Source organism: Nocardia coffeae, assembly GCF_019890715.1.
Taxonomy (GTDB): domain Bacteria; phylum Actinomycetota; class Actinomycetes; order Mycobacteriales; family Mycobacteriaceae; genus Nocardia; species Nocardia jiangxiensis.
Map to the genome: position 1 here is coordinate 83,066 of NZ_JAINZY010000011.1, position 25,868 is coordinate 108,933.

Consider the following 25,868-nt stretch of genomic DNA (forward strand, 5'->3'; position numbering starts at 1 on the left):
ACTCCCCCGATCTCCGGCCCGCTGGTGGCCGCACTTCACCGAACGTCCGCGGCCTGCGGTTCGGACAGCGCGCGGCCGGCCAGAAGCGCTGCGCCGGTTCCGGTTGCGGTGCAGCCCAGCACGATCGACCACGCGACCGGCCCGAGTGGTACGCATCCGAAGAACCGGTTCACTCCGGGTGTCATGATGATCGCGGCCAGGACCGCGGAGCTGGCTGCCACGGTTGTCCAGACCAGGCTGCTGTGCCGGCCGATCACCAGGGTCTGCCCGAGTTGAGTGCCGATCAGGGCGGCCAGCGCCATGGTGTCCGCGCGACGGCGCCGGCCGGTGGCGCGGCCGAGGAGCCAGGCCGCGCCCGCGCCGAGGGTGGTGCAGGTGCCGCGTACCGCCACGGCTTGCAGGAATTCGGTGCCGATGCCGGGCGGCGGTCCGAGTGTCGTGTCGGCCGTGTCGGTGTCGTCGACGGGACGGGTGTCCGCGAGCGTGAGGGCCATGGCCGGGCCGAGGTCGGTGAGCAGGTTCACCACCAGGAATTGACGGGTGCCGATCGGGGCTCGACCGGACAGCAGCGTGCCCAGGACGGTGAAGGCCACTTCCCCGGCGTTGCCGCCGACCAGCACACCGATCGCGTCGCGCACCCGTTGCCACATGCCGCGGCCCTCGGCCAGTGTCTCGAGTAGCACGGTGAGGTCCAGGACCGAGCCGGTGTCGGTGAGGATCAGGTCCGCGGCCTCGCGTGCGGCGACCGACCCTCGGGCGGCCAGCCCGATCCCGACGTCGGCGGTGCGGATGGCGGCCGCGTCGTTACTGCCGTCACCTGCCATCGCCACCGTGTGCCCGCGGCGCTGGAGTGCGGACACGATCCGCACTTTGTGTTCCGGCGATACCCGCGCGAAAACCGTTGCCTGCTCGATCAGTTCGGCTTGGCCGTCTTCGTCCAGCGCGTCCAGGTCGGCGCCGGTGGCCACGGTGTCGGCGGGGATGGCGAGCTGTTCGGCGACCGCCCGCGCGGTGATCGGGTGATCGCCGGTGATCATCCGCACGCTGATGTCGTTGCGGGCCAGTTCGGCGAGCAGTTCGAGCGCCTGCGGGCGCGGGCTGTCGGCGATGCCGAGGAAGCCCAGAAGGGTGAGTTGCTCGATCTCCTCGGTGACGTCATCGGGAGCCGACGCGAAATCGCGCCGCGCCACCACCAGTACCCGAAGACCCTGCGCGGCCAGCCGCCGCACCGCCGTCTCCGCGGCGGTGCGGGACTTCGGTGTGAATCCCGAAATCCGGGGGCGGCCTTCGTTGTCGGTGCACAACACCTGGTCACAACGTGGCAGGAGCACTTCCGGGGCGCCTTTGACAGCCAGGCGGATGTGCAGGCCCGTGTTGCCCACCGCCGCGGAGTAACCGCGGAAACTCTCGAACGGCACCTCGTCGATCCGATCCCAGGCGTGGGGCGGTCGGTGGCCCAGGTGCGTGTGTGCCGCCTCGACGACGGCCCGGTCGGTGGCATGTACCAGTGGGCTGTCCTCAGGGTTGGGGCACGCGTGGGCGGCGGCGCGCAGCAGTTCCCGCGACTGTGGCGTGCTCGCGAAATCGTCTCTGTCCCATTGCTGGTCGAGGTCGGCAACGGCGACCAGCCGCAGTTGCCCCTCGGTGAGGGTGCCGGTCTTGTCGAAGCACATGGTGTCGATGCGTCCCAGTGCCTCGATGGTGCGGCTGGAGCGCACCAGCACCCCGCGGCGGGACAGGCGGCGGGTGGCGGCCAGTTGGGCAACCGTCGCTACCAGCGGCAGTCCTTCCGGCACGGCGGCGACCGCGACGGCCAGCCCGTCGGCCAGGGCCGCGCGCAGCGGCAGTCCGCGCAGGAAACTGGTGACGGTGACAGCGGTGCCACCGCTGAGGGTGAACGGCAGCACCCGCCTGGTGAGGCTGTGCAACTGCTCCTGCACACCACCGGTCGGGGGCGGTGCGGCGGTGGCGAGCGCGCGGCCGGCTTCGGTGGCGGTTCCGACGGCGACCACCACCGCGGTCGCGTCACCGCTGACCACGACACTGCCCTCGAACACCATGCCGGTGCGCTCTGCCAGCAAGGCCCCGGGTGTGGCGGGGGTCTGCTTCTCCACGGTCACCGCCTCGCCGGTGAGGCCGGACTCGTCCACCTCCAGCCCGTCGGTCTCCAGCAGCCGCGCATCCGCCGGGACCACCTCGCCGGTGGCCAGCGCGATCACATCACCGGGCAGCAGATCGTCTGCGGGAGTTCGGATTTCACCGTCTCCGGTGAGCCGGCGCGCGGTCAATCGCTCGCCGAGCAGCAGTTTGTCCAGCGACACCCGGGCGCGCCGGCGTTGCAGGGCCGACACCGTGGCATTGAGCCCCAGCACCGTGCCGACGAGCACGGCGTCGGTGGGCGAGCCGAGCAACGCGGAGGCGACCGCACCGACGCCCAGAATCGGCGTCATCGGATCGGCCAGCTCGCGGCGTACATCCGCGACCAGACCGGCGAGAGACGTTGCGGGCGTGGCCAATCGCCGCGACAGGCGGCTGGTGGCGGCGCCGGCGTGCGAACGCGGCGGCGGTGTCGGCCGATGCGGGGCAGGGAGCCGGGCCAGCACCTCGTCCGGTTCCAGCGCGTGCCACGGCACCAGGCGCACCTCGGCCGGTCCGGCCGCGTTCGCTGCCCGGCGCCCGGAACTCAGCCCCGTGATCAACCCCATCAGAGTGGCCGCCGCGATCGGGCTCGTCGCGCGTGCCGCCCGCGACTCGGCTGGACCGGAGGCCAGCAACAGTCCGCTGAGTGTGCCCGCCGACAGCGTCAGGACCCGACCGCGGTCACTGACATCGCGCGCTCGGCCGGTGGCGGCGATGATCTGCCGTGCCGATCCGGGATCCGGGCACACCACATCGGCCTGCCAGGGAATCTGGGTGGGGACTCCGCGGGTGCAGGTGGCGATACCGATCCCGAGATCGGCGGCGCCCAGGGCGCGATGTGCGTGACCGCTCACCACCGCGACGACATGCCCCTGCTGCTGCAGTCGCCGTACCAGCTCGGACACCGACCCGCCGGTGAGCACGAATTCGTCTGCACTGCGCCGTAATTCGCCGGTGCCCTCGTCACCGATGAGCACTACCCGCAGGCCCGCCTGCCGTGCGGTGGCCAGCAGCCCGACGGCACCGGGATGTGGCTCGTTCCCGATCAGCGCCCGCCCGACCACACGTCCGTACTCGTGCAGCAGATGCCAGCGCGGGCCCCCGGAATCGAATCCCGAGCCGGAGGGATCGGTGGCGACGCCGGGTCGTGGGTCGGCGTCGATGCCCAGGTGCAGATTCTCGCGCCGGTGCTCGGGTGGTGGTGGAATCGGCAGTTCCTCACCGTTGCGCCGAAGCAGCCGCTGGGCCGCGCTCCACACGTGTTCGACCGGCCAGCTGTCGTCGCGGGATTCGGCGTCGAGCACCACGGCCCGTTGACCCCGCACGGCGTCCCGGTCCACGATCACCGCGGAGACCCGGTCCAGGCGGCGCCACATGAGCGGGTCGAGGGTCAGCACGCCGCGCGCGGCCATCAGGGTGGACATCGCACCGGCGAAGGTCTCGCGACCGGCCCGCGCTGCTTTGGGCACACCCGCTGCCACGGCATCGGCGGCATCGGCGACCGCCCGGCCACCGGCCAGCGTCGCCGCCGAGGCGACTACGGCCGCGGCGCCGGCCTGTTCGGTGCAGCGTTCGATCGGTCCGCGCGGCAGAGCGATCGGACGCGGCTCGGGCGGGTCGTACTCGTCGACGCCCGGTAGATCGGCGTCGGCGATCAGCTGTTCCCAGCGCCGCCACTGGGCGAAGCGGGCGGCGGCCTCGACCAGCCGCACCAACCGCTGCACCGCATCGGTACACAGGCCGGTCACTTCCGAGTCCAGCGCCTGACCCACGGCGTTTCCGATCGAGATCACCGTATCGGCACGGTGGCGGCCGAGCTGAGCTTCCACTGTGCCGCGCAACCGCGGTTGCCCGTCAACCAGAGCCACCACACCCCGGACCACGTGCGCCGGTGGCGGCGCCGGCAGCAACCGGCCGGTGACCGCCGCACCGATGCCGATGACATCGCCGGCCAACTGCAGCGCCGAGGTCACTATCGGCTCCCGATCCGAGGGGTGCTCGAATTCGCGATTCCACGGCTCGTCACTGGTTCCGGCGAGGTCCTCGACACGTTCCAGGATCGTTTCCAGTTGTGCCGGAGACAGGCATTGCGGCTCCGCGGCCACCATGACCCGCCCCGTAGCGGCGTTCACCTGGAACCGGTCCACTGCCGGTTCCTGCTCAAGGTGCTTGTGCACCAATTCGGCCACCCGCGCGCTGCGCGCCGACCGTAAACCGCGAACTTCGGCGTGAATCCGGTTGCCGTGCACCGTGACCCGCCGCTGCGTACGCATGCGCCGCGGATCCACCAGCGCGCTCAGTTCCCGGCCGAGGCCCTCGGTGAGTTCGGTGGCGATCCGAGTGACTGCCGGGTCCGCCAGGCGCGACGCCACCGTGACCGGCCGCCGAAGCAGTCCGAGCGTGACTCCGCTCGCCGTCAGAGGCAGCCGGATCGGCGCAGTGGCCACAGCACGCAGCGACACCATCACCGTGCAGCGGTTCGCGCTCGCCGCGAACCCGCTGAGGACTGCTTTTGCCGAGCACTCTTACTCGGTGAACTCTTCCGCGGCGGGCTCTTCCGCGGTTTCGGCTTTTCGGCCGGGCCCTGCGTCTCGGGTTCGGTTCTCGCGCGCCGCAACAGATACGCCGCACCCGCCACCCCGCCCGCGGCCGCGGCCAGCGGCCAGTCCACCAGGCCGGTCACGCCGGCCGCAACGACACCCAGCACGGTGGCGGTCGGTACATCGATCCCGTTGCGGGCACCGGATACGGCGCCCTCGACAGTGCCGCGTGCGGCACCGGTCATCGCACCGACGACGGCTCCACCGGCCGCCTCGACCCCCTGGACAGTCGCCGATGCCGTAGTCTGCAATATCTTCACAGCGCCCGCTGCAACGCTCATCTTCACACCCCAGTTGTCGTAGGTAGCGCGAAAAGGAACTTCCTGCGGAAACCAGTGCGTTGCCAGAATACTCTTCGATCCTCAGAACGACCCATGAAGCTTAGACAGAAGGCAGCACACTCACGTCGACAGCCATATACGGAGGCAGTAAATATCCAGTTCAGTCGGCACCAATGTCAACCTTCGTCGATATGGCGACAGAATTCTCGCTGCTCGACGAGCAGGGTTGCCAAAAGATCGCTATTGCGTTTCCTGATCGAGTCATCACGGTAGGTGCGCAGTGAGTCCCGGCCCCGCCGAGATGAATGGCAAGGCCCGCGCATCGAGAGACCTGCCGATCGTGACCATGCCACGCAGATCAACGCACAGAAGTGAGTTCACGCCTCTTCCAGGGCTTCACCGATCTGGTGGGCGATACGGTTGTGCTGATCCTGCATCAGCCAATGACCCGCTGCCAGGACCACCGCGACAGGCCATTCGATGATTTCCGCTGCCGCCAGCGCACCGAGGGCGCCGTAGTACGCCAACTGCTCGGGCCGCGGGATGCGGACCCGGCCGATCCCCGGCAGATCCACGGCGAAACCCTGCGCAGACAGCACACGATCGACCGCGTTGCGGTGACCAGTTAGTGATTTTTCGGCCATTGGTTGCCTCCCGGCCATGATGTATTCGAGTATCCGACGCCCGCGATCCGCACTGTGGTGACCGTGACGAGTACTGACATGGGCATCGGGTCGGATCCTCTGACAAGCGCTCTGACGCAGGTGCTCACGGTGCCGTTGCGTCAGCTGTACGCGGTGCTGCTGCGCCTGGAAGTCATCGAGATCGTCGACTGACGATCCCGGCTGTCGGCGGCTTGGCCGATCGCCGACAATGGCAGCAGCGCCGCAGGCCTCGAGTGACTGCCACTGCTCACCCCGTCCCGCACACCGATCGCGGCACCCCTGATGCTGCCGATCACGCCGTTGACGGTAGCGCCACCCACGGCCCCGGACACAGCCACGGTCGCATCGGCCGTCCAGGTGATGACGTCCACCATGCCTTCGGAGAGGTTCATAGTCACCCCGTCGAGTTCACCATTCGGACACCAACGAGCAAATCGAAGTTTACCCCCGAGAAAGCCATCTCACGACGTCGGCGGGAGTACCGCAGCAACCAGGAGATGTTAGGCCCCAGACCGGCCGATCCGGACACAGTTCGAAACAAAAGCCGTTGCATCGCAACGGCTTTCGCTATTTCCGGAGCTGTTCCTCTGCACCCCAAGGCTGATCGGGTCAGTCCGCGGTGACAATGCGATTGCAGAACAGGGGTGCTCCGGGGGTTCGGGGAGGATCGGCCGTACCGGCAGTACGTACATGATGCACGTGGTCCGGTTGGGTCGTGTCGGCCTTCGGCGCCGAACCCCCTGGCGCGGTGGGGTTTACTTGGCCGGGGCTGGGCTGGGTGTTGGTTCGTTGATGGTGGTGAAGTACTGGACCGCGGCCATGATCGTGATGGGTGCGGTCACCAGCAGTTGCCCGGCCACGGTGCCCAGTGCGCCGATGGCCACGATCCCGCCGAGGCAGCCGATGGCGGCCGCGGGGATGAACGGGCCGAACATTCCGATGATCGTGGCCGCGGCGACGGTGGCGCCGGCGATCCCGCCGAGTACACAGCCGACCGCCGCGCCGGTGAGGCCGCCGACCATGGTTCCGACGGTCGCGCCGGTGGTGATCGTGCTGGTCAGCCGACTCCAGGCCGCCTGTTCGCGGTCGTACTGGTTTTTCCAGGGTGCTTGATTCTCGTACGGCAGGGCGACGGGCCGGTAGGTGGCGTGCGCGAGATCGAAACGGGGTGTCAGCGTCGCGGTGTGGCCACTGATCTGCGCGGTGATGGGGAAGAGGAATTCGTCGACCCGGAACGACAGGTCGGTTCCGGCGACCACGGTCCCGTTGGCGCTCTTGATCTCGAATACGCCGTTCTCCACTTTCAGCGATCCCGTGTCGGTGGTGATGGCGGTCCCGGTGGGCGTGGCGGTGCTCGTGTAGTGGATCACTTGCGGGGGTGGGGCCGCGTGGGCGGTTCCGGTGATACTCACGGCTCCGGCTACCAGCACGCAGGTAGTAGCGATTTTCCTCATCGTTGTTTCCTCTCATCGGACTCTCCGGCTCTGAGTGCCGGCGAGGTCGGACTCCGGCGTGGGGCCGGGGTGGGTCCACGGCCGTGCACGGGCCGGACCTGTTCGGGGGGATAGGGGTTCACCCGGTCGAGCGATGTCGACTTCCCTTCGGGCAGAACGAGTTCCGAGCCGTTGATGCCCTTCGCGGCTGGTCTGGTGTGCGGGGGGCGAGCCGGTGGATCGTTCGGGGTGCGACGTACGGGGTTCGGGTGTCAGTGGGCGGCCGCACGCACCACCGGAGGCGCGAGCAGGTCCTTCGGGATCGGGCAGACGTACGGCGTCGCGGCGGTGTTAGCAGTGTGTTCTGCGCGGGCTGCGGCAAGTAGCTCGGGTTGGGTGATCAGGTCCAGGCCGGTCGCGGCGATGACGGTGGCGGCATGGCTGAGCGCTTTGTGTGCGGCGGGCAGCTTGCCCTGCGCGACGTACTGCCAGGTGTGCCACGGGGTGCCGAATGCGACTGCGCTGCTGAGGATCTGCACGGTCGGGGTGATCCAGCTGACGTCGCCGACGTCGCTGGAGCCGTTGTTGAGCGGGCGATGCGCGGGGTCACCGAGTTCGGGCACGCCGTCGTGCAGGTGGCGGGGGTCGGCGGCGGACATGCCGCAGGCGATTCGGGCGCGGCGGATCTCCTCGGCGGCGAAACCGGCGCTGAACCTCGCGGCGCGCTCCTGGTCCGCCGCGTCGAACGGCACTCCGCCCACTTCGACCAGCGTGGCGTGCAGGGCCTGTTCCAGGACACGGTTCGGCAGGATCTCGGCGCTGGCTCCTTCGAGGGTGACCTCGACCGTGGTGGAGGTCATCAGGGCCGCGCCTTGCGCGATCGCGACGACCCGGTCGTAGAGTTCCTGCATAGCGGGGACTGTTTCGGCGCGGACCAGGTAGTAGACCTCCGCTGCGGCGGGGACGACGTTCGGGGAGGTGCCGCCGGCGTCGGTGAAGGCGTAGTGGATCCGGGCGCTGTCGGGCATGTGCTCGCGCAGGAAGTTCACCCCGACGTTCATCAACTCCGCCGCGTCCAGGGCGCTGCGGCCCAGGTGCGGGGAGACGCCCGCGTGACTGGCGATGCCGGTGAAGTGGAACCGTGCCTGCGCGTATGCCAAGCAACGCCCCTGGGTGGACTGGGTGCCGGTACCGCCTGCCGGATGCCAGGTCAGGGCGGCATCCACGTCGTCGAACGCGCCGGCCGCGGCCATGAACGTCTTGCCCGCGGCGGCTTCCTCGGCGGGGCACCCGTAATAGCGGATCCGTCCCGGCAGCTCGTTCGCCTCGAGATACCGTGCGAGGGTCACGGCCGCGAGCAGGGAGCCCGCGCCCAGCAGGTGATGCCCGCAGCCGTGGCCGTGGCCGGTGGTGTTGGCCGGGTCCGGTCGGCACTCGGTGGCGCCGGAGGCCTGGCTCAGTCCAGCGAGGGCGTCGTATTCGCCGAGGAACGCGATGAGCGGGCCGCCGCTGCCCTTCTCGGCTTGAAAGGCGGTGAGGATGCCGCCGAGGTCGCGGGTGACGGTGAAGCCCTCCTGCTCGGCCAGCGCGATGTGTCGGCTGGTGGCGTCGTGTTCGGCCCAGCGCAGCTGGGGCAGGTCCCAGATGTCGTCACCGAGCTGGTGGTAGGTCGGCGACAGGGCGGTGATCAGTGGCTTCAGCTCCTGTACGGAGGTCATGTCAACTCCTTGCCAGTCGTCTAGAGTGGTGCGGGTCGCGCCTTCGGGCCGGGCCCGTTGCAGGTCGATCAGTTCGGCGCGCAGTTGCTCGTCGAGCGCGACGTCGACGACGGTGAGAGCGAGCGCCGTGGCTCCGGTGAGCACGGCGGCGTCGGCCTGAGGGCTCGCGGCCGCGGCGGTGAACTCGGCGTTGTGCGGCACGGCGGCCTGGCCGAGTACCGATACCAGCGGGTGGATGGCCGGCAGTACCTGTGAGACGTTGCCCATGTCGGTGGAACCGCCACCCACGATGTGGTTCGGGTCGAGTTCGCGGCCCAGGCTCACAAGGTTGTGGTCCCAGATCTCGGCGATCCCGGCGTGCGGGGCCAGCGGCGCATAGGGATGCTCGGTGCGGCGGTGCTGCCACGAGCAGCCGGTCGCGATCGCACCCGCCTCGAAGCAGGCCAGTACCCGCCGCCGCAGCTCGCGCCACTCGTCGAGGTCGTAGGCGCGGACCTCGACCTGTACGACGGCTCGTTCCGGGATGATGTTGGTCGCTTCGCCACCGTGCGAGACGAAGGCGTTCACGTTGACGTTCGGACTGAGCTGCTGGCGCAGCAGACCCAGCGCGGTCAGCGCGACAGTGGCCGCGGCGCCCGCGTTGATCCCCCGAGTCGGGGCACCCGCGGCATGCGCGGCGCGGCCGGTGTATTCGATCTCCAGCCGTTCGACCGCGGTGCTGCGCATCGCGTCGGCCGGTGCGTCCGGCCCGGTGCTGCCGTGCGCCATCAAGGAGAACGTGACATCCTCCCAGGCACCGGCCAGCAGCAGATCGACCTTGCCGCCACCGTGCTCCTCGGCCGGAGTGCCGAGAAGTTTGACCCGCAGGCCCAGGTCGGCGGCCACCTCGGCCAGCGCCACGACCGCACCCACTCCCATCGCGGCGATCATGTTGTGCCCGCAGCCGTGTCCGATATCGGGCAGAGCGTCGTACTCGGCGCATACGGCGACGGTCAGATCGCCGTCCCCGGCCACCGCTTCCACTGCGGTGGGTACGCCGTAGGCGCCGAGCTCGGTCGTCAATCCGGCCGTCTCGACCGCGCGGGCGACCAGTTGGGCCGCGGCGTGCTCGTCGTAGGACAGTTCCGGGTTGGCGTGGATCTCGTGGCTCAGGGCGATGAGCCGATCCGCGTGCTCGTCGATCGTGCGCAGGATGCGAGCTCGCACATCCTGCACGAATGCGGTCCGGTTCGAAACTGTGGTCATGTGCTGGGCTCCTTCATCAGCAGTAGGGAACTGTCACCGCGAGGCCGCCGTCGGAGGTCTCCTTGTAGCGGTGGGACATATCGCGGCCGGTCTGCCGCACGGTCTCGATCACCACGTCCAGCGGGACGCGGTGTGTGCCGGTGCCGCGCAAGGCAAGTCGCGCGGCGGCCACCGCGGTGCCCGCGGCGATGGCGTTGCGTTCGATGCACGGGATCTGGACCAGACCGGCGACCGGATCGCAGGTCAGGCCGAGGTGATGTTCCAGCGCGATCTCGGCGGCGTTCTCCACGACGGCGGGCGAACCGCCGAGCACCGCGCAGTAGCCCGCTGCGGCCATCGCCGCGGCCGAACCCACCTCACCCTGACAGCCGATGTCCGCGCCCGAGATCGAGGCGTTGCGGGCCATCAACTGCCCGACCGCCGCGGCGGTGAGCAGGAACGGACGTACGGTTGCGGCCGTGTCGCCGCCGCAGGCCGTGAGGTGGTGGTACAGCACCGCCGGGATGATTCCGGCGGCCCCGTTCGTGGGCGCTGTGACCACTCGGTGGCCCGCCGCGTTCTCCTCGTTGACCGCTATCGCATACGCCTGCAACCACTCCGGCGCGCCGGGCGCGATGCCATCGTTGCGCAGGGTGTCGGCCAACGCTCCGGCGCGACGCGGGGTACCGAGGCCGCCCGGCAATATCCCGTGGCCCGACAGCCCCGCGGTGAGGCAGTCGCGCATCGCCGTCCAGCGTTCGGTCAGGCCCCGGTCCAAAGCTGCTCCGTGCTGGGCGATTTCGTTGCGTCGAACGATCTCGGCGATGTCGCACTGCTGCGCCGCGCACAGCTCGAGCAGTTCGGCCGCGGAGCTGTACGGGTGCGGCACCGGGATGTCTCGGATGGTCATATGCTGGGCGCCCTCTTCGATGATCGCGCCGCCGCCGATCGAGTAGTAGACCCGTTCGATGGGCTCACACACGCCATCGAGCCATGCCCGCATCCGCAGGGCATTGGGGTGTCCAGGCATCCGAACACCGGGACATAACCGAATGTCGTTGGCACGCAACCGCACTACGGTCCCGAACGCCAGACCGATCGGGCTGCCGCTGCCCAGTGCCGACCAGGCACCGTGAACCTCGCCGGGGTCGCAGGTGGCCGGGTCCAGCCCGCGCAGCCCGGCCACGACCGCGTCGGGTGTGCCGTGACCGATGCCGGTCGAGCCCAGGGATCCGAGCAGTTCGATCTCCAGCCGGGTCACCTGCAGGCCGCGCAGCGGCCGGGCGAACGCGGTCGCCGCGCGCATCGGTCCCACGGTGTGCGACGAGGACGGACCGATCCCGATCGAGAACAGGTCCAGCACGGAGCGCAGCCCGGTGGTGACGACGGGGCCGCTCACGCCTGCTCCACGATCCGGTGCCCGCGCCGGGTCACACCGATCGCGAGGATCGCGACGAGCAACGCCAAGCCCGCGCAGATCAACCACACCACGACGTAGGCGGACTCCGCGGACACCGTCGTCGTGCCGCCGCCGGGCCGGTGCCGGGTCAGTACCAGCGCCGACATGACCGCGGCGAACATCGCGCCCGCGACCGAACCCGCCGCCGTGCGCGCGGTGTTGTACAGCCCGGAGACGATTCCGACCGAATCCGCCGGTGCACGCGTCACGATGATCGTCGGCAGCGTCGCCCCCACCAACCCGCCACCCAGACCCAGCCCGGCCTGCCAGATCAGGAAGACGGCCAGATCGTGATGGAACGCCGCGGCCGCGAGATAGCAGACCGCGGACAGCAGCGCACCGGCGACCAACGTGGCCGTCTCACCGATCAGGTCGGCCAACCGGGCCGCGATCGTCGTGCCCACGAACATCGCCACGCCGAGCACCAACAGTGCACCACCGAGCGCGGTACCGGCCAGGCCCATCCCGAGCCCGGCGACCCCCGGCCGGGTACCCAGGAACACCGCGGTGGGCGCCGAAACGCCGAACAGATGGGCGCCGAACACGAAGGCGGTCAGCAGCGGCAGCCCCTGCCCACCGCGGCGAATCACCTCCAACGGCACCAACGGATGCTCGATGCGGCTCTCCACGTACACCCACGCGACCAGCAGCACGGCACCACCGAGCATGCCTCCGACGATCCACGGATTCAGCCAGCCCAGCCGAGTGCCGTTGCCGACAGCGGCCAGGAACAACAGCAGCCCGATCCCGAGCAACGCGGCTCCCGGCCAGTCGACGCCGCCGGGCTTGCGCACGATGGTCTCCGGAACGAGCCGGGCGAGCATCGGGGCGATGATCAGCATCATGATCGCGGGCAGCCAGAGCGTGGCCGGCAGACTCAGATACTGCCGAGCGACACCAGCCAGCAGCAGGCCCAGGCTCGCGCCGACCGTCAACGACCCGACCAGCAAGCCAATCGCACGGCCCGCCCGGTCATCGGCCCGTTCCCGCACGATCGCGAACTCCAACGGCAGGAACGCCGTGACCGCCCCCTGCAGAACGCGTCCGACCAGTAGCAGAGCGAACGACGGAGCGACAGCGACGATCACCGAACCCAGAGCCACCAGCACGGCAGCCACCAACAGCAGCCGTTTGTGGCCGTAGACGTCGCCGAGCTTGGACAGCAGCGGCACCAGGACCACGGTCGCCAGCAGCGCGGACGCCACGATCCAGTTCGCATCGGCCGAGGTCAGCCCGTACCGCTCGATGAAGCTGGGCAGCAGAGGCGCGATCCACCCCTGGGTGATTCCCGAGGCCAGCTCGGTGAACACGAGAAAGCCGACGATCGAAGCGATACGCACCGGAACGGGCGTGGTCGCTGCGGCGGAAGAAGGAATGCTGGACATCCCGACACGCTCCAAAATAGATCTGACGATTGATGGAAAAGTGTCCTGAACCCGGCAGCCTTGACACATCAATCTGCACGATCTGGTTGATATATCGTCTATCTGTGCAGGATTCGGCTCCTATGGACGACCTCGACCGGAGAGTCGTCAACGCGCTCCAAGTGAACCCGCGAGCATCCTGGGCGCAGGTGGGTGCGGTGCTCGGCATCGATCCGGTGACCGCGTCCCGTCGCTGGCAACGGCTGCGCGACCACGGAGACGTCTGGATCACCGCCTACATCGCTCCCCCCGGAGAACGTGGACCAGTGGCGCTCGTCGAAATCGACAGCGCAGGTCACTCCCTGGAAATCGCAGACCGGCTCGCCGACGACCCGCAATGCGCCTCGATCGATATCGCCTCGGGCGGTCGCGACCTGCTCCTGACGGTCAGCGCGCACGATCTCCCCCGCCTCACCGACTATCTACTGCACCGCCTCGGAAACCTCGACCACGTACGCGCCGTCCGCACCCACCCCGTCACCCGCGTGATCGCCGAAGGCGCCGACTGGCGGCTCACTGCGCTCACCGAGACCGAACAAGCCCGGCTACGCGAGTCCGCCGTGCCGACGGATCACACCCGCCGACGCGAGTTGACCGACCAGGAGCGAGCCGTCCTCGATGCACTGGTCGCCGACGGCCGGGCCTCAACCACCGAATTGGCCGCCGCCACCGGCCTGAACCCGCGGCGCGCGCGAGATCTGGTGCGCGACCTGCTCGGCTCCGGCCGCCTCACTCTGCGCACCGAACTACGGGCTGCGGCCAGCGGCTGGCCGATCTACGCCTGGTTCTTCCTGCGCGTCCCAGCCGCAGCCGCAACCGCGATCAGCCCACGCCTCGGCGCACTCCCGGAAATCCGCACCGTCCTGCAGATCGCCGGCCCGAACAACGTCATCATGGCCGTCTGGCTCCGGGAACTCACCGACGTCACCGGACTCGAGGCCGCCATCGAAACCCACCTCCCCGACGTCGAGATCATCGACCGCGCCGTGGTCCTGCGCACCACCAAACGCGCCGGAGTGGTCCTGGATCCAACAGGCCGCAGGATGCGTACGGTGCCGATGGAGGCATAGGTCATGTGCCTCGCGGGCGGCACCGGAGCTCACCTACCACCGCGCGATCGCCGACAACCTCATACCACCGGGATCCTCACCCGCACACCGCATCCCCAAACCTCGCAGACTCCCCAGCCGGTAGGTTGTCACGCGCGTCCACCGGCCAGAGGATCGGCCGCCGTCACCACGGAACGACCCGGGAGCAGGCCGAACAGACCGCACCTGGCGCCGACATATGCGGTGTAATGAACTCGCTACCGCAGGATGCCGAGACCGGCTGCTCGAGTCCGGATACGCGAGAGCCCAACGGATTCGCCGACCGAAGCGTCAATGCCGACTGACACGTCGTGGAACCGCAATGTCGGCGAGTAATCTCGTGGCTATGGACGTCGCTTCCGTGACCGTCGGCGTTGAGGAAGAGTTCCTCCTGGCAGATCCGCACACCGGCGCACCTGTCCCGAAAAACACCGAGGTGGCGCGGACGGCGGAAGCAGCCGGTATCCACCTGAAACTCGAGCTCACACAATGTCAGGTGGAGACGAATACCGGCGTGCATTGCACTCTGGCGGGGTTGCTTCGGGAATTGCGTGAGTTGCGTCGAGATGTCGCCGAGTGCGCGGAAAAGAACGGCGCACGCCTGCTGGCAGCGGCGATTCCCCCGACGGTGCCGCACAGTTTTCCGGTCACCGACACGCCACGGTTTCGACGAATCGCCGATGGTTTCGGCATGCTCGCGCATGAACAGGGGTTGTGCGGCTGTCACGTCCACGTCGGGGTTCCGGATCGAGAAACCGCGATCCAGATCAGCAATTTCCTGCGACCCTGGTTGCCGTTGTTCTTGGCGCTGACCGCCAATTCGGCGATCTACCGCAGCGCCGAAACCGGCTTCGCGAGTTGGCGCAGCATTCTGTGGCAGCGTTGGCCCAGCGCCGGGCCGCCACCCTATTTCACCTCGGCCGATCAATACGACGCGATGGTGGCCATGATGAGGGCCAGCGGCTGCATCCTCGACGAGACAATGGTGTATTGGGACGTCCGCCCGTCCCTGACCTTCCCCACGGTGGAGATCCGTATCAGCGACGTACCCGCCACTGTCGAGGAGACCGCGCTGCTCGCGGCCCTGATACGGGGTGCGGTAACGACAGCGCGAATGTCCTTGGCCGAGAAGCGCACAGCCCCGCAGGTCCCAGCGGAGACGCTGCTCGCCGCGTACTGGAAGGCCGCACGCACCGGCATCGACGGTGACGGCATGGACCCGGTGAACGGCCACATGGCCGCTGTTCGCGAACTACTCGACAAACTCGTGGATTCGCTGGGATTCGCCTTGAAGGAGTTGGGCGACCACGCGTTCGTCACCGACACCATCGCGACGGTATTCGACCGCGGGAACGGCGCACGCCGCCAGATCAACGCCTTCCGCGCACATCGAGATGTCGGCGACGTCATCACCGAACTGACGAACGCGACCTTGCAGGGCTGCGAGTAGTGGGCGATTCCGCGCCGAGCGCACCGCCCGCCCGCCTATGCTCACACCATGATCGATACCCGCCCCGCGGCGGTACGGCGCTGCCCCACAAGGTGTTCGGTCCACAACGAGCCGACACAGACCGATGATCCAGACATCGAGACCCTATCTGAGGGAATGAAATCGCCTCGCGCACTGCGCATTTGGTACAAAAGTCCGCTCACGACCACGGCAGGCCGGAACGGCTGATCGACCAGCAACTCCCCTCGGCGATCGCGTTCCGAAAAATGCTGCGACAGAATGAATCACCCTGGCTTTCACGCATGTAGGGTGCAAAGTCGTTGCCGCGCAGGAAAGATGGTCCGGGTGACTCGAGGGGACGATCACCAGCGTGACAACGAATCCGCTCTATCGGAGATGAAGGGCTCGAGTGCTGTGACAGAGGAAGTGCGTCGCCAGGTGCACCACCACACCAGACTCGAGCATCGCCGGGCCGAGCAACAAGCGTTTGTTCTGCGGGACGAGGTTTTTCGGTGCGTGTTCGACAATGCGGCGATGGCGATGGCGATCGCCGACACCGATGGCACTCTGGTGTACGCCAATCGCAGTCTGGCCGAGATGATCGGTGTTCCGGTCGAGCAGTTGCGGAGGATCTCGGTCTATCGCTTCGCCCACCCCGGTGACCAGGACGAGATCGACACGGTGGTGTTCGATCGCCTGGTTCGCGCGCGCGAGGGCGCGGCGAAGCTGGAGCGTCGGCTGGTGCGGGCCGATGGCAGCATCGGGTGGGCGGCGTTCACGATCTCCTATGTGAAGGGTTCGGACGGACTCCCGGACCATCTTCTGGCTGTCGGGGAGGATGTCACCGAGCGGCGCCGCCTGGACGAGGAATTGCACCGGCAGGCACGGTACGACGCACTGACGGGCGTGCCCAACCGGCGGTACCTTCTCGAACGGATCGAGATGCTCAGCGCCGAGGCCCGCGGCGAGGACCGGGTGGGGCTGTGTTTCGTCGATTTGGACCGGTTCAAACAGATCAACGACCGCTACGGGCATGGGATCGGTGATCAGGTCCTGTGTGCGGTCGCTAACCTCCTGCACGAGGAGCTGGCCGACGAGGACTGCACACTCGCCCGCATCGGGGGTGACGAATTCGTGGCCCTGCTCGCGCCCCCGGTCGACGACGTGCGAGTGGTTGCCGTTGTCGACCGGATGTTCTCGGCGCTGGCCGGCCCGATCGCGGTCGATGGGCACACACAGTGGGTATCGGCCAGTATCGGGGCGATCATCGCGACCGCGTCGAACACCGACGCCACCACCCTGCTCGAGGCCGCCGACCGGGAGCTGTATCAGGCCAAGACCCGCAGCAAGGACCGGTGGGTTCTGCGCATCCTCGATACCGTTCCAGGCGAGCCGGCGGGCAGAGCACGGCCCGAGCAGCCGCACTGATCCGTACGGTTGCGCCCGTCAGCGGATTCCGATCCAAACGACCTACAGCACAATAGGTTTCGCTTGTGCGAATCAAGCACATGCGCAGTGGACCGCGTCATCAACGCTCACCGCTGCGATCGGTGCCTGCCGCCGTCCCCCTCGCGCTCGGCCCGCACCGGTGCTGGAGACGCCCCGGACCCCGCCCAGGTGCCGGTGATGCGGCGTAGTTCCTCGGTCGGATTCTCGACGCTACCTCGCAGGCGGGCGCAGAACGCGTCCAAGGAACCGTACCGGGCCACGATATCCCTCACCAGCTGTGCCGCAGTGGCATTCAGAGCTACTGGCATCGCTTCCTTTCCTCCATCAGAATCCCCCGCTTGTGGGCACACGCGCCGAGCGGATGCCACCCTATCCACTCCGCACGCTCATGTGGCAATCTTCCGGCGAGTCCCCCAGCGCATGCCCCTCATAACGGCGAAAACGGTCAATACCACTGACATCGGCGCCATCTGGAAGCGCGCAGCGTGCCGTTTCTCGGCGACCTGCCGATAACTTGGGTGCCGTAGCCCGTGAAGCGATCTCCGAAATATCGTCAAATGTGGTCGACCAGCCCCTTGGCGCCTTCGGACAACGCGCAGTGCGCGCAACAGAAGAAGCGCCCGTTCGCCTCCACACCGTGGCCGATGATCCGGCACTGACAGTGCTCGCAGATAGGTGCCAGCCTGTGGATAGCGCATTCGAAGCAGTCGAATACGTGCCGGGCGCCCTGCGCCTCGACCGTGAATGCCATCGTGTACTCGTTGCCGCAAACCTCACATTGGGCCATTCAGCAATGATATGCCCTAGCTACCGTTCAGCGTTCGAAAAAGATGTGTCGCGACAAAGCGTCTTCGCCGCCAATACTCTGGCCATCGGCAGTTGACTGGCGGCTCGCATCCGACTGCGGCTATCTCCAGTCGTTGTCAGCTACTTGTAGGTGAACTCGCTTCTTGTCTGCTCACACAGCGGGATCGGCCGGTACGGTCCCTGTATGAGCAAGGTGGTTGTGGAGCTGTCTCATCCGATCTCGGACGGCATGATCACCTGTGCCGGCCTGCCAGGTCCGCAGATCACCAGAGAGCTTTCGCGTGAGCGGTCGCAGCTGATCGGGATGACCTACGACATCGCACGCGTGAATATGGTCGGCAATACCGGGACATATATCGACGCGCCTTTTCATTTCCACGCCGATGGTGCCGATATCGCCCAGTTGCCGCTCGAACGGCTGCTCAACGTGGCGATAGTGATGATCCGCGCGGTAGGGACCCGCGCGGTGGGGCCGGATGTGCTCGGAGATCCCGCGCGGTTGTGGGGCAAGGCTGTGCTCGTGCACACCGGATGGTCGGCCCGGTGGGGTTCGCCGGCGTACCGGAGTCCGGGCCACCCTTTTCTGGTCGGCGAGGTCGCGGATGCACTGGTCGCTGCCAACGTAGCGCTGGTCGGAATCGATTCGCTCGATATCGACGACACGTCGCTGCCGACGCGGCCGTGCCACCATGCGCTGCTCGGTGCGGGCATTCCGATCATCGAGCAGATGACGAACCTGGGCGCGGTTCCCGACATCGGCGCCAGGCTGGTCGCACTACCGGCGCCTGTGCGCGGGATGAGCTCGTTTCCGTTGCGCGCTGTCGCCTGGACCGATTCCTAGCCCAATTCTCCAGCCTTCGCTAAGTGATCGCCGGAGCCGGGATATCGCGAGGCACAACCGAGCACGGCACGGGTTGCTGCAGTGCGGTGGACTTTGTGCAGGTGAACTGCATGACGTCGAGGTGACCGCTGCGGAAGTCGTCGGCGTACCCCGTCATGGAGTTGATGTACGCGTTGTAGGTGCCCTGCCCGGCGAGTTCGATCGCCCGGTCGCGGCGCTCGTGCAGAGCGCAGGCCCAGCTCTGCAGTGTGGTCGTGTAGTGCGGTCCCAGTTTGCCGATTCTGGTGATGGCGAATCCGGCATCTGCCGCGTACTCGGCAATCCCTTTGGGGCTGCGGCCGGTCGGTGGCAGGAGTCGATCGGCCGGGAAGATGACGCCAGGGGCACGAACGAGATCGGTGTCCGCGAACTCCGTCCGCTGGGCATCGGAACGATCGCGGCCCGGTGCGACGACGGTCTGCACCAACAGCACTCCGTCCTCGGGCAGCATCCGGTAGGCGAAATCGAAGAAATCGGGATAGCGTTGCGGGGCAAGGTGTTCCAGCGTGCCGATGCACACGATTCGGTCCGGGCGGCGGTCGAATTGAGCCCACTCCTGCCGCCGTACCCCGCCGTAGGGGCGGCCGCGAATCAGCCGGTCGGCGAGCTGATCTCGCACGTACCGGTACTGGTGACAGTTGCCGGTCAACCCGATCGCGTTCACCCCGTAGGTGTCCATGGCCCGCAACATGGTCGAACCCCAACCGCAGCCGACATCCAACAACGTCATCCCCGGCTGCAGATCACACTGAGCCAACGCGAGGTCGATCTTCGCCGACTGAGCGCGTTCCAGGGTGTCGTCCGGGCGAGTCCACAGCGCGCAACTGTAGGTGCGGGTCCGGTCGAGGAACAGGGCGAAGAACTCATCCGGCAGTTCATCGCGAGACATGACCTCACTCAGCACGGGGGCATCAACAGTCACGATCGCGGATCCCTCTCACACTCGCGTACCAGCCGCTGCAGGCGCTGATAGAACTCGAAGCCGGTGCGCATCGTCGTGTCATCTCTCTCGGGATCGGCGTGTCGGCGGGGTATCCGTTGCGTCCACATTGCCTGGCGCGGCGTGTCGAGATAAGGGACGGAAGACCTCATCACCACGACCAATGTCCGCTCAGCGGCCATTCAGCCGACGCGTTCGACTGTCATCGCCACGATCGGCCCACACGACAAAATTCCGAGCGCCGAAACACGATCAACAGCCGGCAATGATCTATCACCCCAGCTGGGTTTCACAGCCGGGTGTAGTTCGCTTGATCATGGTCGAACGCGGTCAAGATCTGCGGCGTCAGGGTCAGGCGGGTATTGGCGACGGCGGACAGATAATCCTCGAGGCGCGCGGGTTCGCTCGTTTTCTCACGTATCGCACGTTCGAACGCCGACTGCGCCCCTGAGCGGGCGGCGTACTCGATGTCCGCGGGCGTGAAGTGATCGGTAGCGCTCACCAGCTGGTCGAGGTCGATGGTCTCGGCAGCCGGGCCCAGGTATCGCTGCCAGATCGCTGCACGCGCGGGCTCATCGGGCGGGCCGACCGGTATCACGTAGTCGAAACGGCCCGGCCGCAGGAACGCCGAATCCAGCGAACGCACCGAGTTGGTCGCGCAGATGAGCAGGCGGCTGTAGTCCTCCCGGAAAACCGGTATCAGCTTGAGCAGTTCGTTCGTCACACCATGGGCCGGACTGGTCGCCTTGCCGTCGCGGGCACCGGCGATCTCCTCCACCTCATCGATGAACAGCAGCAGTTCATCGAGTTCGGCCAGCTCCGCGAACACCTCGCGCAGTGCTGCCGCCAGTCCGCCACCGGCCGTCGTGGCCAGCCGAGCGGGAAACAACTCCACGAACGGCCACCCGAGCCGCGAAGCGACAGCTTTCGCGAAGCTGGTCTTACCGGTACCGGGCGGCCCGAACAGGATGACGCTCTTGGGTGGCCGAACCCGATAACGCTCAGCGACATCGGGATTCGCCAACGGCAGCACGATCCGTCGCTCGATGATCTCCTTTTCGCGGTCCATTCCCCCCATCGATTGCCACAGGCCGGGAGGCAACAGGCGCCCACCCAATTCGGTGAGCAAACCGGCCTGCGCGGGCGCCAACGGCTCGACCAGTTCGTAATAGACCAAACCGGTCCTGCGCTGGTACCCGGAGTTCTCGAACGCAACCGATCCGGTGGCTCCCTCGGGGGCCAGCGTGCAGATCCGCCGCACGCCATCCGCACGCAGCCGCCGCTCCAGTTCGGTCAGCAACGCACTGCCGATACCGCGCCGCCGCCACTGGGCACCCAGCGCCACCAACAGCACCCACGCACGCTCACCCTGAATCTGCGCGACCGCCATACCGACGATCTCCTCGCCGACCTCGGCCACCACAGCCGGCTGCCCCGCCCGCGCGGACGCGAGCACCTCCGCCAATGCGAATACCGGCTCATCCCCACCGGCCGCACGGCTCTGCTCCCAGATCTGAATCGCCTGATCCAGATCAGCGTCACGAAATTCGCGCAGTCGCCATACCGGCATACAAACCTCGAACGGCCATCGAAGGGTAATCACACCGAACCGCTCCCCTCAGTAAACACCCGCGCAGCATTCGAGCAACGAGTCCACGCAGCCTCACGGGTCGCCCCCTCCCGTCCGTGTGTTTTTCGGTGGTTATGTTGACTTGTTGATCTCCGATAGTTAGATGCGCATATGTCGATACTGTTGTTTATCAAGCGGATCGACCGGTCCGTGGCGCCGTCTACCGATCCCGCTCACCCGGACTCGAACGCTGGAATCACGACGCCAGGGCGTGTGCCCGCCACTGCCGCGGCACATCGTCGCGCCGCCGTCTCGACCAACCCGCCAGGCGCTGAGATGTCCAGCCGTTTTCGACCCCCTCCCCCACCCAGCGTGTCATCGGGCGCTGGCCGGAATCCGGCGGGTCTTCGACTCGGCTCCCACCTTCGACCCAGGGCCGCCACCCGCGAATTCACCTTCCTGGTCTCGGATTACGCGGCGACGGTGGCGGCCGACCACCTGGCGACCGTGATCGAAGAACAGGCGCCCGGCGTCCGGCTACGGTTGCAACAGCAGATCGGCGTCGGAGCCGAATAAGCTCGGCGCGCTCGCATCGATGTCGAAGTGTTCGGTGGCACGCGCGCAAGGAGGCCCGAAGGTTCAGGGTTCAGACTGCTCGGCGATCCATCCAGCGATCTGTGCGCGCGAATTGAATCCCAGTTTGGTCAGGATGTGCTCCACGTGCCCCTCGGCGGTGCGCTGCGAAATCACCAGTTGGGCGGCAATCGCCTTGTTGGTCAGGCCTTGCGCGACGAGACCCGCGACCTGACGCTCACGCTTGGTCAGCTTCACTGCTTCCGAAGGGGCCGGCGCATCTTCGTATCGCTCGCCCAGCGCGTAGCTCACCGCGGTATCGACGCTCATCGCGGCGCCTTGCCCGCGGGCCGCCTCGAATGCTTCTTCGCCGAGCATCTCGCGGCCGTCGTGGATGGATTTCTCGTGGTACACAATGAGATTCGCGAACATGAAGCTGACGCCACCGACGATGCGGCTCAGCATATCGGCCGCGCCCAGCAGGACAGCAGCGCGCCGCGCCTCGGGCTCCTCGATCGCGATCCACGCCAGTGCCTCCACGCAGGCAGCGGGGACGAGCGGATCGGCGACCAGCTGCGCTGCCCGAATACCGTCCTGCAACAGGTGCGCGGCACGGTCGGGAGCGCCGCTCCGCCACACGGCGAATCCCATGCCCCACAACCCCCACGCGCGAAGCATCGTCTCACCCGCGGATTCGGTGATCGCCACGTTTCTTTCGTGACAGGCGAGGGCGCGCGGCATATCCCCCTGTAGTGCGTACGCCCAGCCGAGCGAGATCCTGGCGTCCACCTGCAATCTGAGGTCGTCGGACATCTCGTAGAGGTCCAGGGCCGCGGCCAGACGGCTACCCGCGCGAGCCAGATCACCATCGCCGCCGCCGACAATGTGGTTTGCCTCGGCGTGGGCGAGCAAGGCCCCCACCAGCGGGTCGGTCGTCTGCTCGGCCAGGGTCCGAAACTGTGCCACATTGTCGGCCGCGCCCGGGATGTCACCCTGCATGGCGGCTATCGTGCAGGCCGCGAGACGTGCCTTCGCCCGATCCACGACCGGCGCATCAGGCGATCGGTCCAGCGCGCGTTCACACCAGCGGCGGCCCTCACCCAGGCGCCCGCGCAATGTCCAGAACATGTACAGGTCGGTGACGATCCGCAACGCGCTCCCGTCCGATTCCGACAGGCTGAACTCCAACGCTTTTCGAATATTCGGCAGCTCTCGCTCCAAGCGGGCAACCCACCGCAACTGGTGCGGACCGACCCATTGCGCGTGTGCTGCGGCCGCCAACCGCCCGACCCAATCTCGTTGCCGCCGAGCATATTCCAGGTATCCGCTACCTTCAGCGGCTTTATCCCTGCCGTATTCCTGGACGGTCTCGTACATCCGGAAACGGATCGTGCCGTCGGATTCGCCGCGGATCAGGATCGACTTGTCGACCAGCGCGGACAGCGCATCGAGCAGTTCCGGCTCGGTCATGTCGACGCTGCACACCTGTTGGGCGGCCTCGAGTTCGAAACCGCCGACGAACACCGACAGTTGGTTCCACAGCTGCTGCTCGACGGGCGTGCACAGGTCATAGCTCCAGCCGATGGACCACCGCAGCGTCTGCTGCCGCTTCGGGGCTCGACGGCTGCCGCGGGTCAGCAGGGCGTATCGGTCGTCGAGCCGGGCCAGGATCTGCTCGGGCGACATCGTCCGTAATCGGGCCGCTGCCAGTTCGATCGCCAGCGGTAGGCCGTCGAGGTGGGCGCAGATCCGGGCCACGGCGAGCCGGTTGTCGACGGTGATCTCGAACCCGGGTACGGCCGCGGCGGCGCGTTCGGCGAACAGGGCCAGCGCGTCGGAGCGTGCCGCCGCCCGCGGCGCCGGCTTGTCCGTCGCATCGGGAATTGCCAAGGGCGGCACCGCGTACACCGCTTCCCCGCCCAGACTCAGCGCCTCGCGGCTGGTCGCCAGAATCCGCAGCTGCGGGCAGGACCGCAGCAGCACATCGGCCAGCTTCGTGACCGCATCGATCAGATGCTCGCAGTTGTCCAGCACCACCAGCGCGGCACGCGAAGCCAACCGCTCCGCCAGCACCTCCGACATGGGCTTGGCGCTCTGGTTGCGCAGCCCGAGGGCCGCGGCCACGACGTCGGCGAGCAATGTTTCATCCCGTAGATCACCCAGCTCGACCAGCCACGCGCCGTCGGCGAAATCGTCCTTCACCTTGTGCGCCACGCGCAGTGCGAGCCGGGTCTTGCCGACTCCGCCGATGCCGGTCAACGTCACAAGACGCGACTCCGCGAGCAGGCCCTTGACATCGGCGACCTGGATCCGTCGATCGACGAAGCTGGTCAGTTCCAGCGGCAGATTCCCGATGCTGTTTCCTTCGATGCCGTTTCCCGCCGCGAGTACCAGCACGTGGGGTGATGCGCGGTCGGGTCCCGGTTCGCCGCGCAGGGCCATCTCGTCGACGGCGAAACCGTGATCGCGTTCCACCTGCCGCAGTTGTTCGCCCAGTTCCGCAGCGGTCGGGCGGTTCTGCGGGTCGCGCGACATGGCCGACTCGATCACCACGCACACGTCGTCGGGCATGCCGCCCGCACGCAGATCGGGCACCGGCTGCTCGAGGATTCGCAGAAATTGCGCGACCACTTGCTCACCACTGCGGCGCTCGAACGCGGCATGGCCGGTCAAAGCACAGAAGAGGGTGGCTCCGAGCCCGTACGCATCGGAGGCCCGGCTCGGCGGATCCCCGGCGAGTACCTCCGGCGCGGTGAACGCGGGCGAACCGGTGACCGTGCCGGTCCCGGTCCGGAATCCCCCGTCGATGTGGGCGATCCCGAAGTCGGTCAGCGCGGGTTCGCCGTAGTCGGTGAGCAGGATATTGCCCGGTTTGACATCACGGTGCAGCACGCCGGCCCGATGCGCTGTTTCCAGCGCGCCGGCGATCTTCACCCCGAGATGTAGCACTTCGGGCAGCGGCAGCGGGCCGTCGCGGCGAATGCGTGCATCGACCGCGCCTCGCGCACAGTACGGCATCACCAGATAAGGCAGCCCGCGCACAGTCTCACCGACCTCGAGCACGTCGACGATGTTGGGGTGCCCGGTCAGCCGCCCCATCGCGCGTTGCTCACGGAAGAAACGCTCGCGATTCTCCTCCAGCCCGCCGGTGAGAACCTTCACCGCGACCATCCGGTCCATGCCGAGCTGGGTACAGCGATACACCTGGCCGAACCCGCCCCGGCCGATCTCTTCCGCATCCTCGAAACCAGCGGCAGCCAGCTCCGTGATGACATCGATGCCGACATCACGCTGTGTCTGGAACGGATCGCTCTCAACCATCGGCTACTCATGACCCAACCCCGTGGGCGCCAATCAGAATATCCCCGCAGTCCACTCCGGACCAGATCGGGCGAAACGCGTTGTCTGTTTACTAGCAGGAAACTGTGGGTCATAGACTGGTGACCATGAGTCAGCCAGCTATCCGCCGCGAGCACCGTGACACCGGTGATCCGGCGCCGGTACAGCGTGAGGTCTACCCGGACGCGGCCACCCAGCTCGGGCTGGAGCGGGTCATCGGCGATCAGGTGCGGCGGCTGCGCGCGGCCAGCGGTCTCACCGTCGGAGAGGCCGCGGCCAAGATCGGGATCTCCAAGGCGATGCTGTCGAAGATCGAGAACGCGCAGACCTCGTGCAGCCTGTCCACGCTGGCGCGACTGGCCGCCGGACTGGACGTTCCGGTGACGTCGCTGTTCCGCGGGGCCGACGCCGAACGAGAGGCGGTGTTCACCCCCGCCGGTCATGGCGCGGTGATCGTGGGCCGCGGCACGCGCGTGGGCCACCACTACGAACTGCTCGGCGGATTGCGGGGCCAGCACAAGAGGTTGGAGCCGGTGCTGGTCACGCTCACCGAGTCCAGCGAGACCTTCCCGCTGTTCCAGCATGCCGGCACCGAGTTGCTGCACATGCTCGAGGGTGTCATGGTGTACGGCCACGGGGACGCGGAATACACACTGCGCCCGGGTGATTCGCTTCTCCTGGACGGCGAGGGACCGCACGGGCCGAACGAACTCGTGCGGCTGCCGATCCGATTCCTGGCGGTGACGGCCTACCCGGACAACCACGTCGAATAGCCGCATCGCGCCGTGGCGGACGCCCCGCCCGCCGTGGTTCCGCGGCGGGCGGGACA

19 protein-coding genes are annotated in these 25,868 nt (G+C 67.5%); 7 read left to right on the top strand and 12 right to left on the bottom strand.

Features of this window, described 5'->3' with window-relative positions; all coding sequences use genetic code 11:
- Window positions 1-35 precede the first annotated feature (35 nt).
- The 3 genes from K7711_RS49065 to K7711_RS32765 form a co-directional block, all read right to left on the bottom strand.
- Window positions 36-4,586, bottom strand: a complete 4,551-nt coding sequence (locus K7711_RS49065) for an HAD-IC family P-type ATPase (RefSeq protein ID WP_222974242.1) — start codon at window positions 4,584-4,586, stop codon at window positions 36-38.
- Window positions 4,587-4,603: 17 nt separating this feature from the next.
- Window positions 4,604-5,020 (bottom strand): hypothetical protein, encoded by a 417-nt coding sequence (locus K7711_RS32760; RefSeq protein ID WP_222974244.1) that lies wholly within the window; start codon window positions 5,018-5,020, stop codon window positions 4,604-4,606.
- A gap of 377 nt (window positions 5,021-5,397) precedes the next feature.
- A complete protein-coding gene (locus K7711_RS32765) occupies window positions 5,398-5,664 on the bottom strand; it encodes a hypothetical protein (RefSeq protein WP_222974246.1) in 267 nt (88 codons plus the stop codon).
- A gap of 63 nt (window positions 5,665-5,727) precedes the next feature.
- On the opposite strand from K7711_RS32765, the gene K7711_RS48615 reads away from it, so the two are divergent.
- Window positions 5,728-5,856 carry an Rv1535 domain-containing protein gene (locus K7711_RS48615; protein ID WP_308015056.1) on the top strand — a complete coding sequence of 43 codons (129 nt, stop codon included), beginning with the start codon at window positions 5,728-5,730 and terminating at the stop codon, window positions 5,854-5,856.
- 584 nt (window positions 5,857-6,440) lie between these two features.
- Here K7711_RS48615 and K7711_RS32770 read toward each other — a convergent pair.
- The 4 genes from K7711_RS32770 to K7711_RS32790 all read right to left on the bottom strand — a co-directional run bounded on the left by K7711_RS32770 (window position 6,441) and on the right by K7711_RS32790 (window position 12,904).
- Window positions 6,441-7,139, bottom strand: a complete 699-nt coding sequence (locus K7711_RS32770; protein ID WP_222974248.1) for a DUF8020 domain-containing protein — start codon at window positions 7,137-7,139, stop codon at window positions 6,441-6,443.
- A 251-nt stretch (window positions 7,140-7,390) separates the two neighbouring features.
- Window positions 7,391-10,081, bottom strand: coding sequence for an amidohydrolase (locus K7711_RS47960; protein WP_235748142.1), 2,691 nt, complete (start codon window positions 10,079-10,081; stop codon window positions 7,391-7,393).
- Between the two features lie 16 nt (window positions 10,082-10,097).
- Window positions 10,098-11,459, bottom strand: coding sequence for an L-serine ammonia-lyase (locus tag K7711_RS32785; RefSeq protein ID WP_222974250.1), 1,362 nt, complete (start codon window positions 11,457-11,459; stop codon window positions 10,098-10,100).
- Window positions 11,456-12,904 carry an MFS transporter gene (locus K7711_RS32790; protein WP_222974251.1) on the bottom strand — a complete coding sequence of 483 codons (1,449 nt, stop codon included), beginning with the start codon at window positions 12,902-12,904 and terminating at the stop codon, window positions 11,456-11,458. The genes K7711_RS32785 and K7711_RS32790 overlap by 4 nt, the downstream gene beginning before the upstream one ends.
- Window positions 12,905-13,026: 122 nt before the next feature.
- Here K7711_RS32790 and K7711_RS32795 point away from each other — a divergent pair, with 122 nt between their 5' ends.
- From K7711_RS32795 to K7711_RS32805, 3 genes are all read left to right on the top strand, one after another.
- Complete coding sequence (locus tag K7711_RS32795) at window positions 13,027-14,013, top strand: Lrp/AsnC family transcriptional regulator (RefSeq protein ID WP_222974253.1); 987 nt, start codon at window positions 13,027-13,029, stop codon at window positions 14,011-14,013.
- 364 nt (window positions 14,014-14,377) lie between these two features.
- On the top strand, window positions 14,378-15,481 hold the full coding sequence (locus tag K7711_RS32800) for a glutamate--cysteine ligase 2 (protein WP_222974255.1): 1,104 nt from the start codon (window positions 14,378-14,380) through the stop codon (window positions 15,479-15,481).
- A gap of 396 nt (window positions 15,482-15,877) precedes the next feature.
- Window positions 15,878-16,909 (top strand): sensor domain-containing diguanylate cyclase, encoded by a 1,032-nt coding sequence (locus K7711_RS32805; protein WP_268929572.1) that lies wholly within the window; start codon window positions 15,878-15,880, stop codon window positions 16,907-16,909.
- Between the two features lie 107 nt (window positions 16,910-17,016).
- Here the strand turns inward: K7711_RS32805 and K7711_RS32810 are convergent, their stop codons facing one another.
- Entirely contained in the window at window positions 17,017-17,238 is a 222-nt protein-coding gene (locus tag K7711_RS32810; RefSeq protein WP_222974258.1) for a hypothetical protein, read from the bottom strand.
- A gap of 245 nt (window positions 17,239-17,483) precedes the next feature.
- Window positions 17,484-17,717, bottom strand: coding sequence for a metallothionein (locus K7711_RS32815; RefSeq protein WP_222974260.1), 234 nt, complete (start codon window positions 17,715-17,717; stop codon window positions 17,484-17,486).
- A gap of 204 nt (window positions 17,718-17,921) precedes the next feature.
- On the opposite strand from K7711_RS32815, the gene K7711_RS32820 reads away from it, so the two are divergent.
- Complete coding sequence (locus K7711_RS32820) at window positions 17,922-18,578, top strand: cyclase family protein (RefSeq protein WP_222974262.1); 657 nt, start codon at window positions 17,922-17,924, stop codon at window positions 18,576-18,578.
- Between the two features lie 19 nt (window positions 18,579-18,597).
- On the opposite strand, the gene K7711_RS32825 is transcribed toward K7711_RS32820, so the two are convergent.
- Together K7711_RS32825 and K7711_RS32830 are read right to left on the bottom strand one after the other, a co-directional pair.
- Window positions 18,598-19,539, bottom strand: a complete 942-nt coding sequence (locus tag K7711_RS32825) for a class I SAM-dependent methyltransferase (RefSeq protein ID WP_308015058.1) — start codon at window positions 19,537-19,539, stop codon at window positions 18,598-18,600.
- 307 nt (window positions 19,540-19,846) lie between these two features.
- Window positions 19,847-21,127 carry an ATP-binding protein gene (locus tag K7711_RS32830; protein WP_222974264.1) on the bottom strand — a complete coding sequence of 427 codons (1,281 nt, stop codon included), beginning with the start codon at window positions 21,125-21,127 and terminating at the stop codon, window positions 19,847-19,849.
- Between the two features lie 372 nt (window positions 21,128-21,499).
- Here K7711_RS32830 and K7711_RS32835 point away from each other — a divergent pair, with 372 nt between their 5' ends.
- The gene (locus tag K7711_RS32835; RefSeq protein ID WP_222974266.1) at window positions 21,500-21,703 is read left to right on the top strand and encodes a hypothetical protein; all 204 of its coding nucleotides are present in this window, start codon (window positions 21,500-21,502) and stop codon (window positions 21,701-21,703) included.
- A gap of 63 nt (window positions 21,704-21,766) precedes the next feature.
- On the opposite strand, the gene K7711_RS32840 is transcribed toward K7711_RS32835, so the two are convergent.
- Complete coding sequence (locus tag K7711_RS32840; RefSeq protein WP_222974267.1) at window positions 21,767-25,021, bottom strand: protein kinase domain-containing protein; 3,255 nt, start codon at window positions 25,019-25,021, stop codon at window positions 21,767-21,769.
- 125 nt (window positions 25,022-25,146) lie between these two features.
- On the opposite strand from K7711_RS32840, the gene K7711_RS32845 reads away from it, so the two are divergent.
- Entirely contained in the window at window positions 25,147-25,812 is a 666-nt protein-coding gene (locus K7711_RS32845) for a helix-turn-helix domain-containing protein (RefSeq protein WP_222974270.1), read from the top strand.
- The last annotated feature ends 56 nt before the right edge of the window (window positions 25,813-25,868 follow it).

What these genes read in the sequence shown, in the direction of transcription:
- K7711_RS32760 (WP_222974244.1), bottom strand. Translation starts at nt 5,020, where the DNA reads ATGAGCGTTGCAGCGGGCGCTGTGAAGATATTGCAGACTACGGCATCG.
- K7711_RS32765 (WP_222974246.1), bottom strand. Translation starts at nt 5,664, where the DNA reads ATGGCCGAAAAATCACTAACTGGTCACCGCAACGCGGTCGATCGTGTG.
- K7711_RS32770 (WP_222974248.1), bottom strand. Translation starts at nt 7,139, where the DNA reads ATGAGGAAAATCGCTACTACCTGCGTGCTGGTAGCCGGAGCCGTGAGT.
- K7711_RS47960 (WP_235748142.1), bottom strand. Translation starts at nt 10,081, where the DNA reads ATGACCACAGTTTCGAACCGGACCGCATTCGTGCAGGATGTGCGAGCT.
- K7711_RS32790 (WP_222974251.1), bottom strand. Translation starts at nt 12,904, where the DNA reads ATGTCCAGCATTCCTTCTTCCGCCGCAGCGACCACGCCCGTTCCGGTG.
- K7711_RS32795 (WP_222974253.1), top strand. Translation starts at nt 13,027, where the DNA reads ATGGACGACCTCGACCGGAGAGTCGTCAACGCGCTCCAAGTGAACCCG.
- K7711_RS32800 (WP_222974255.1), top strand. Translation starts at nt 14,378, where the DNA reads ATGGACGTCGCTTCCGTGACCGTCGGCGTTGAGGAAGAGTTCCTCCTG.
- K7711_RS32805 (WP_268929572.1), top strand. Translation starts at nt 15,878, where the DNA reads ATGAAGGGCTCGAGTGCTGTGACAGAGGAAGTGCGTCGCCAGGTGCAC.
- K7711_RS32810 (WP_222974258.1), bottom strand. Translation starts at nt 17,238, where the DNA reads ATGCCAGTAGCTCTGAATGCCACTGCGGCACAGCTGGTGAGGGATATC.
- K7711_RS32815 (WP_222974260.1), bottom strand. Translation starts at nt 17,717, where the DNA reads ATGGCCCAATGTGAGGTTTGCGGCAACGAGTACACGATGGCATTCACG.
- K7711_RS32820 (WP_222974262.1), top strand. Translation starts at nt 17,922, where the DNA reads ATGAGCAAGGTGGTTGTGGAGCTGTCTCATCCGATCTCGGACGGCATG.
- K7711_RS32830 (WP_222974264.1), bottom strand. Translation starts at nt 21,127, where the DNA reads ATGCCGGTATGGCGACTGCGCGAATTTCGTGACGCTGATCTGGATCAG.
- K7711_RS32840 (WP_222974267.1), bottom strand. Translation starts at nt 25,021, where the DNA reads ATGGTTGAGAGCGATCCGTTCCAGACACAGCGTGATGTCGGCATCGAT.
- K7711_RS32845 (WP_222974270.1), top strand. Translation starts at nt 25,147, where the DNA reads ATGAGTCAGCCAGCTATCCGCCGCGAGCACCGTGACACCGGTGATCCG.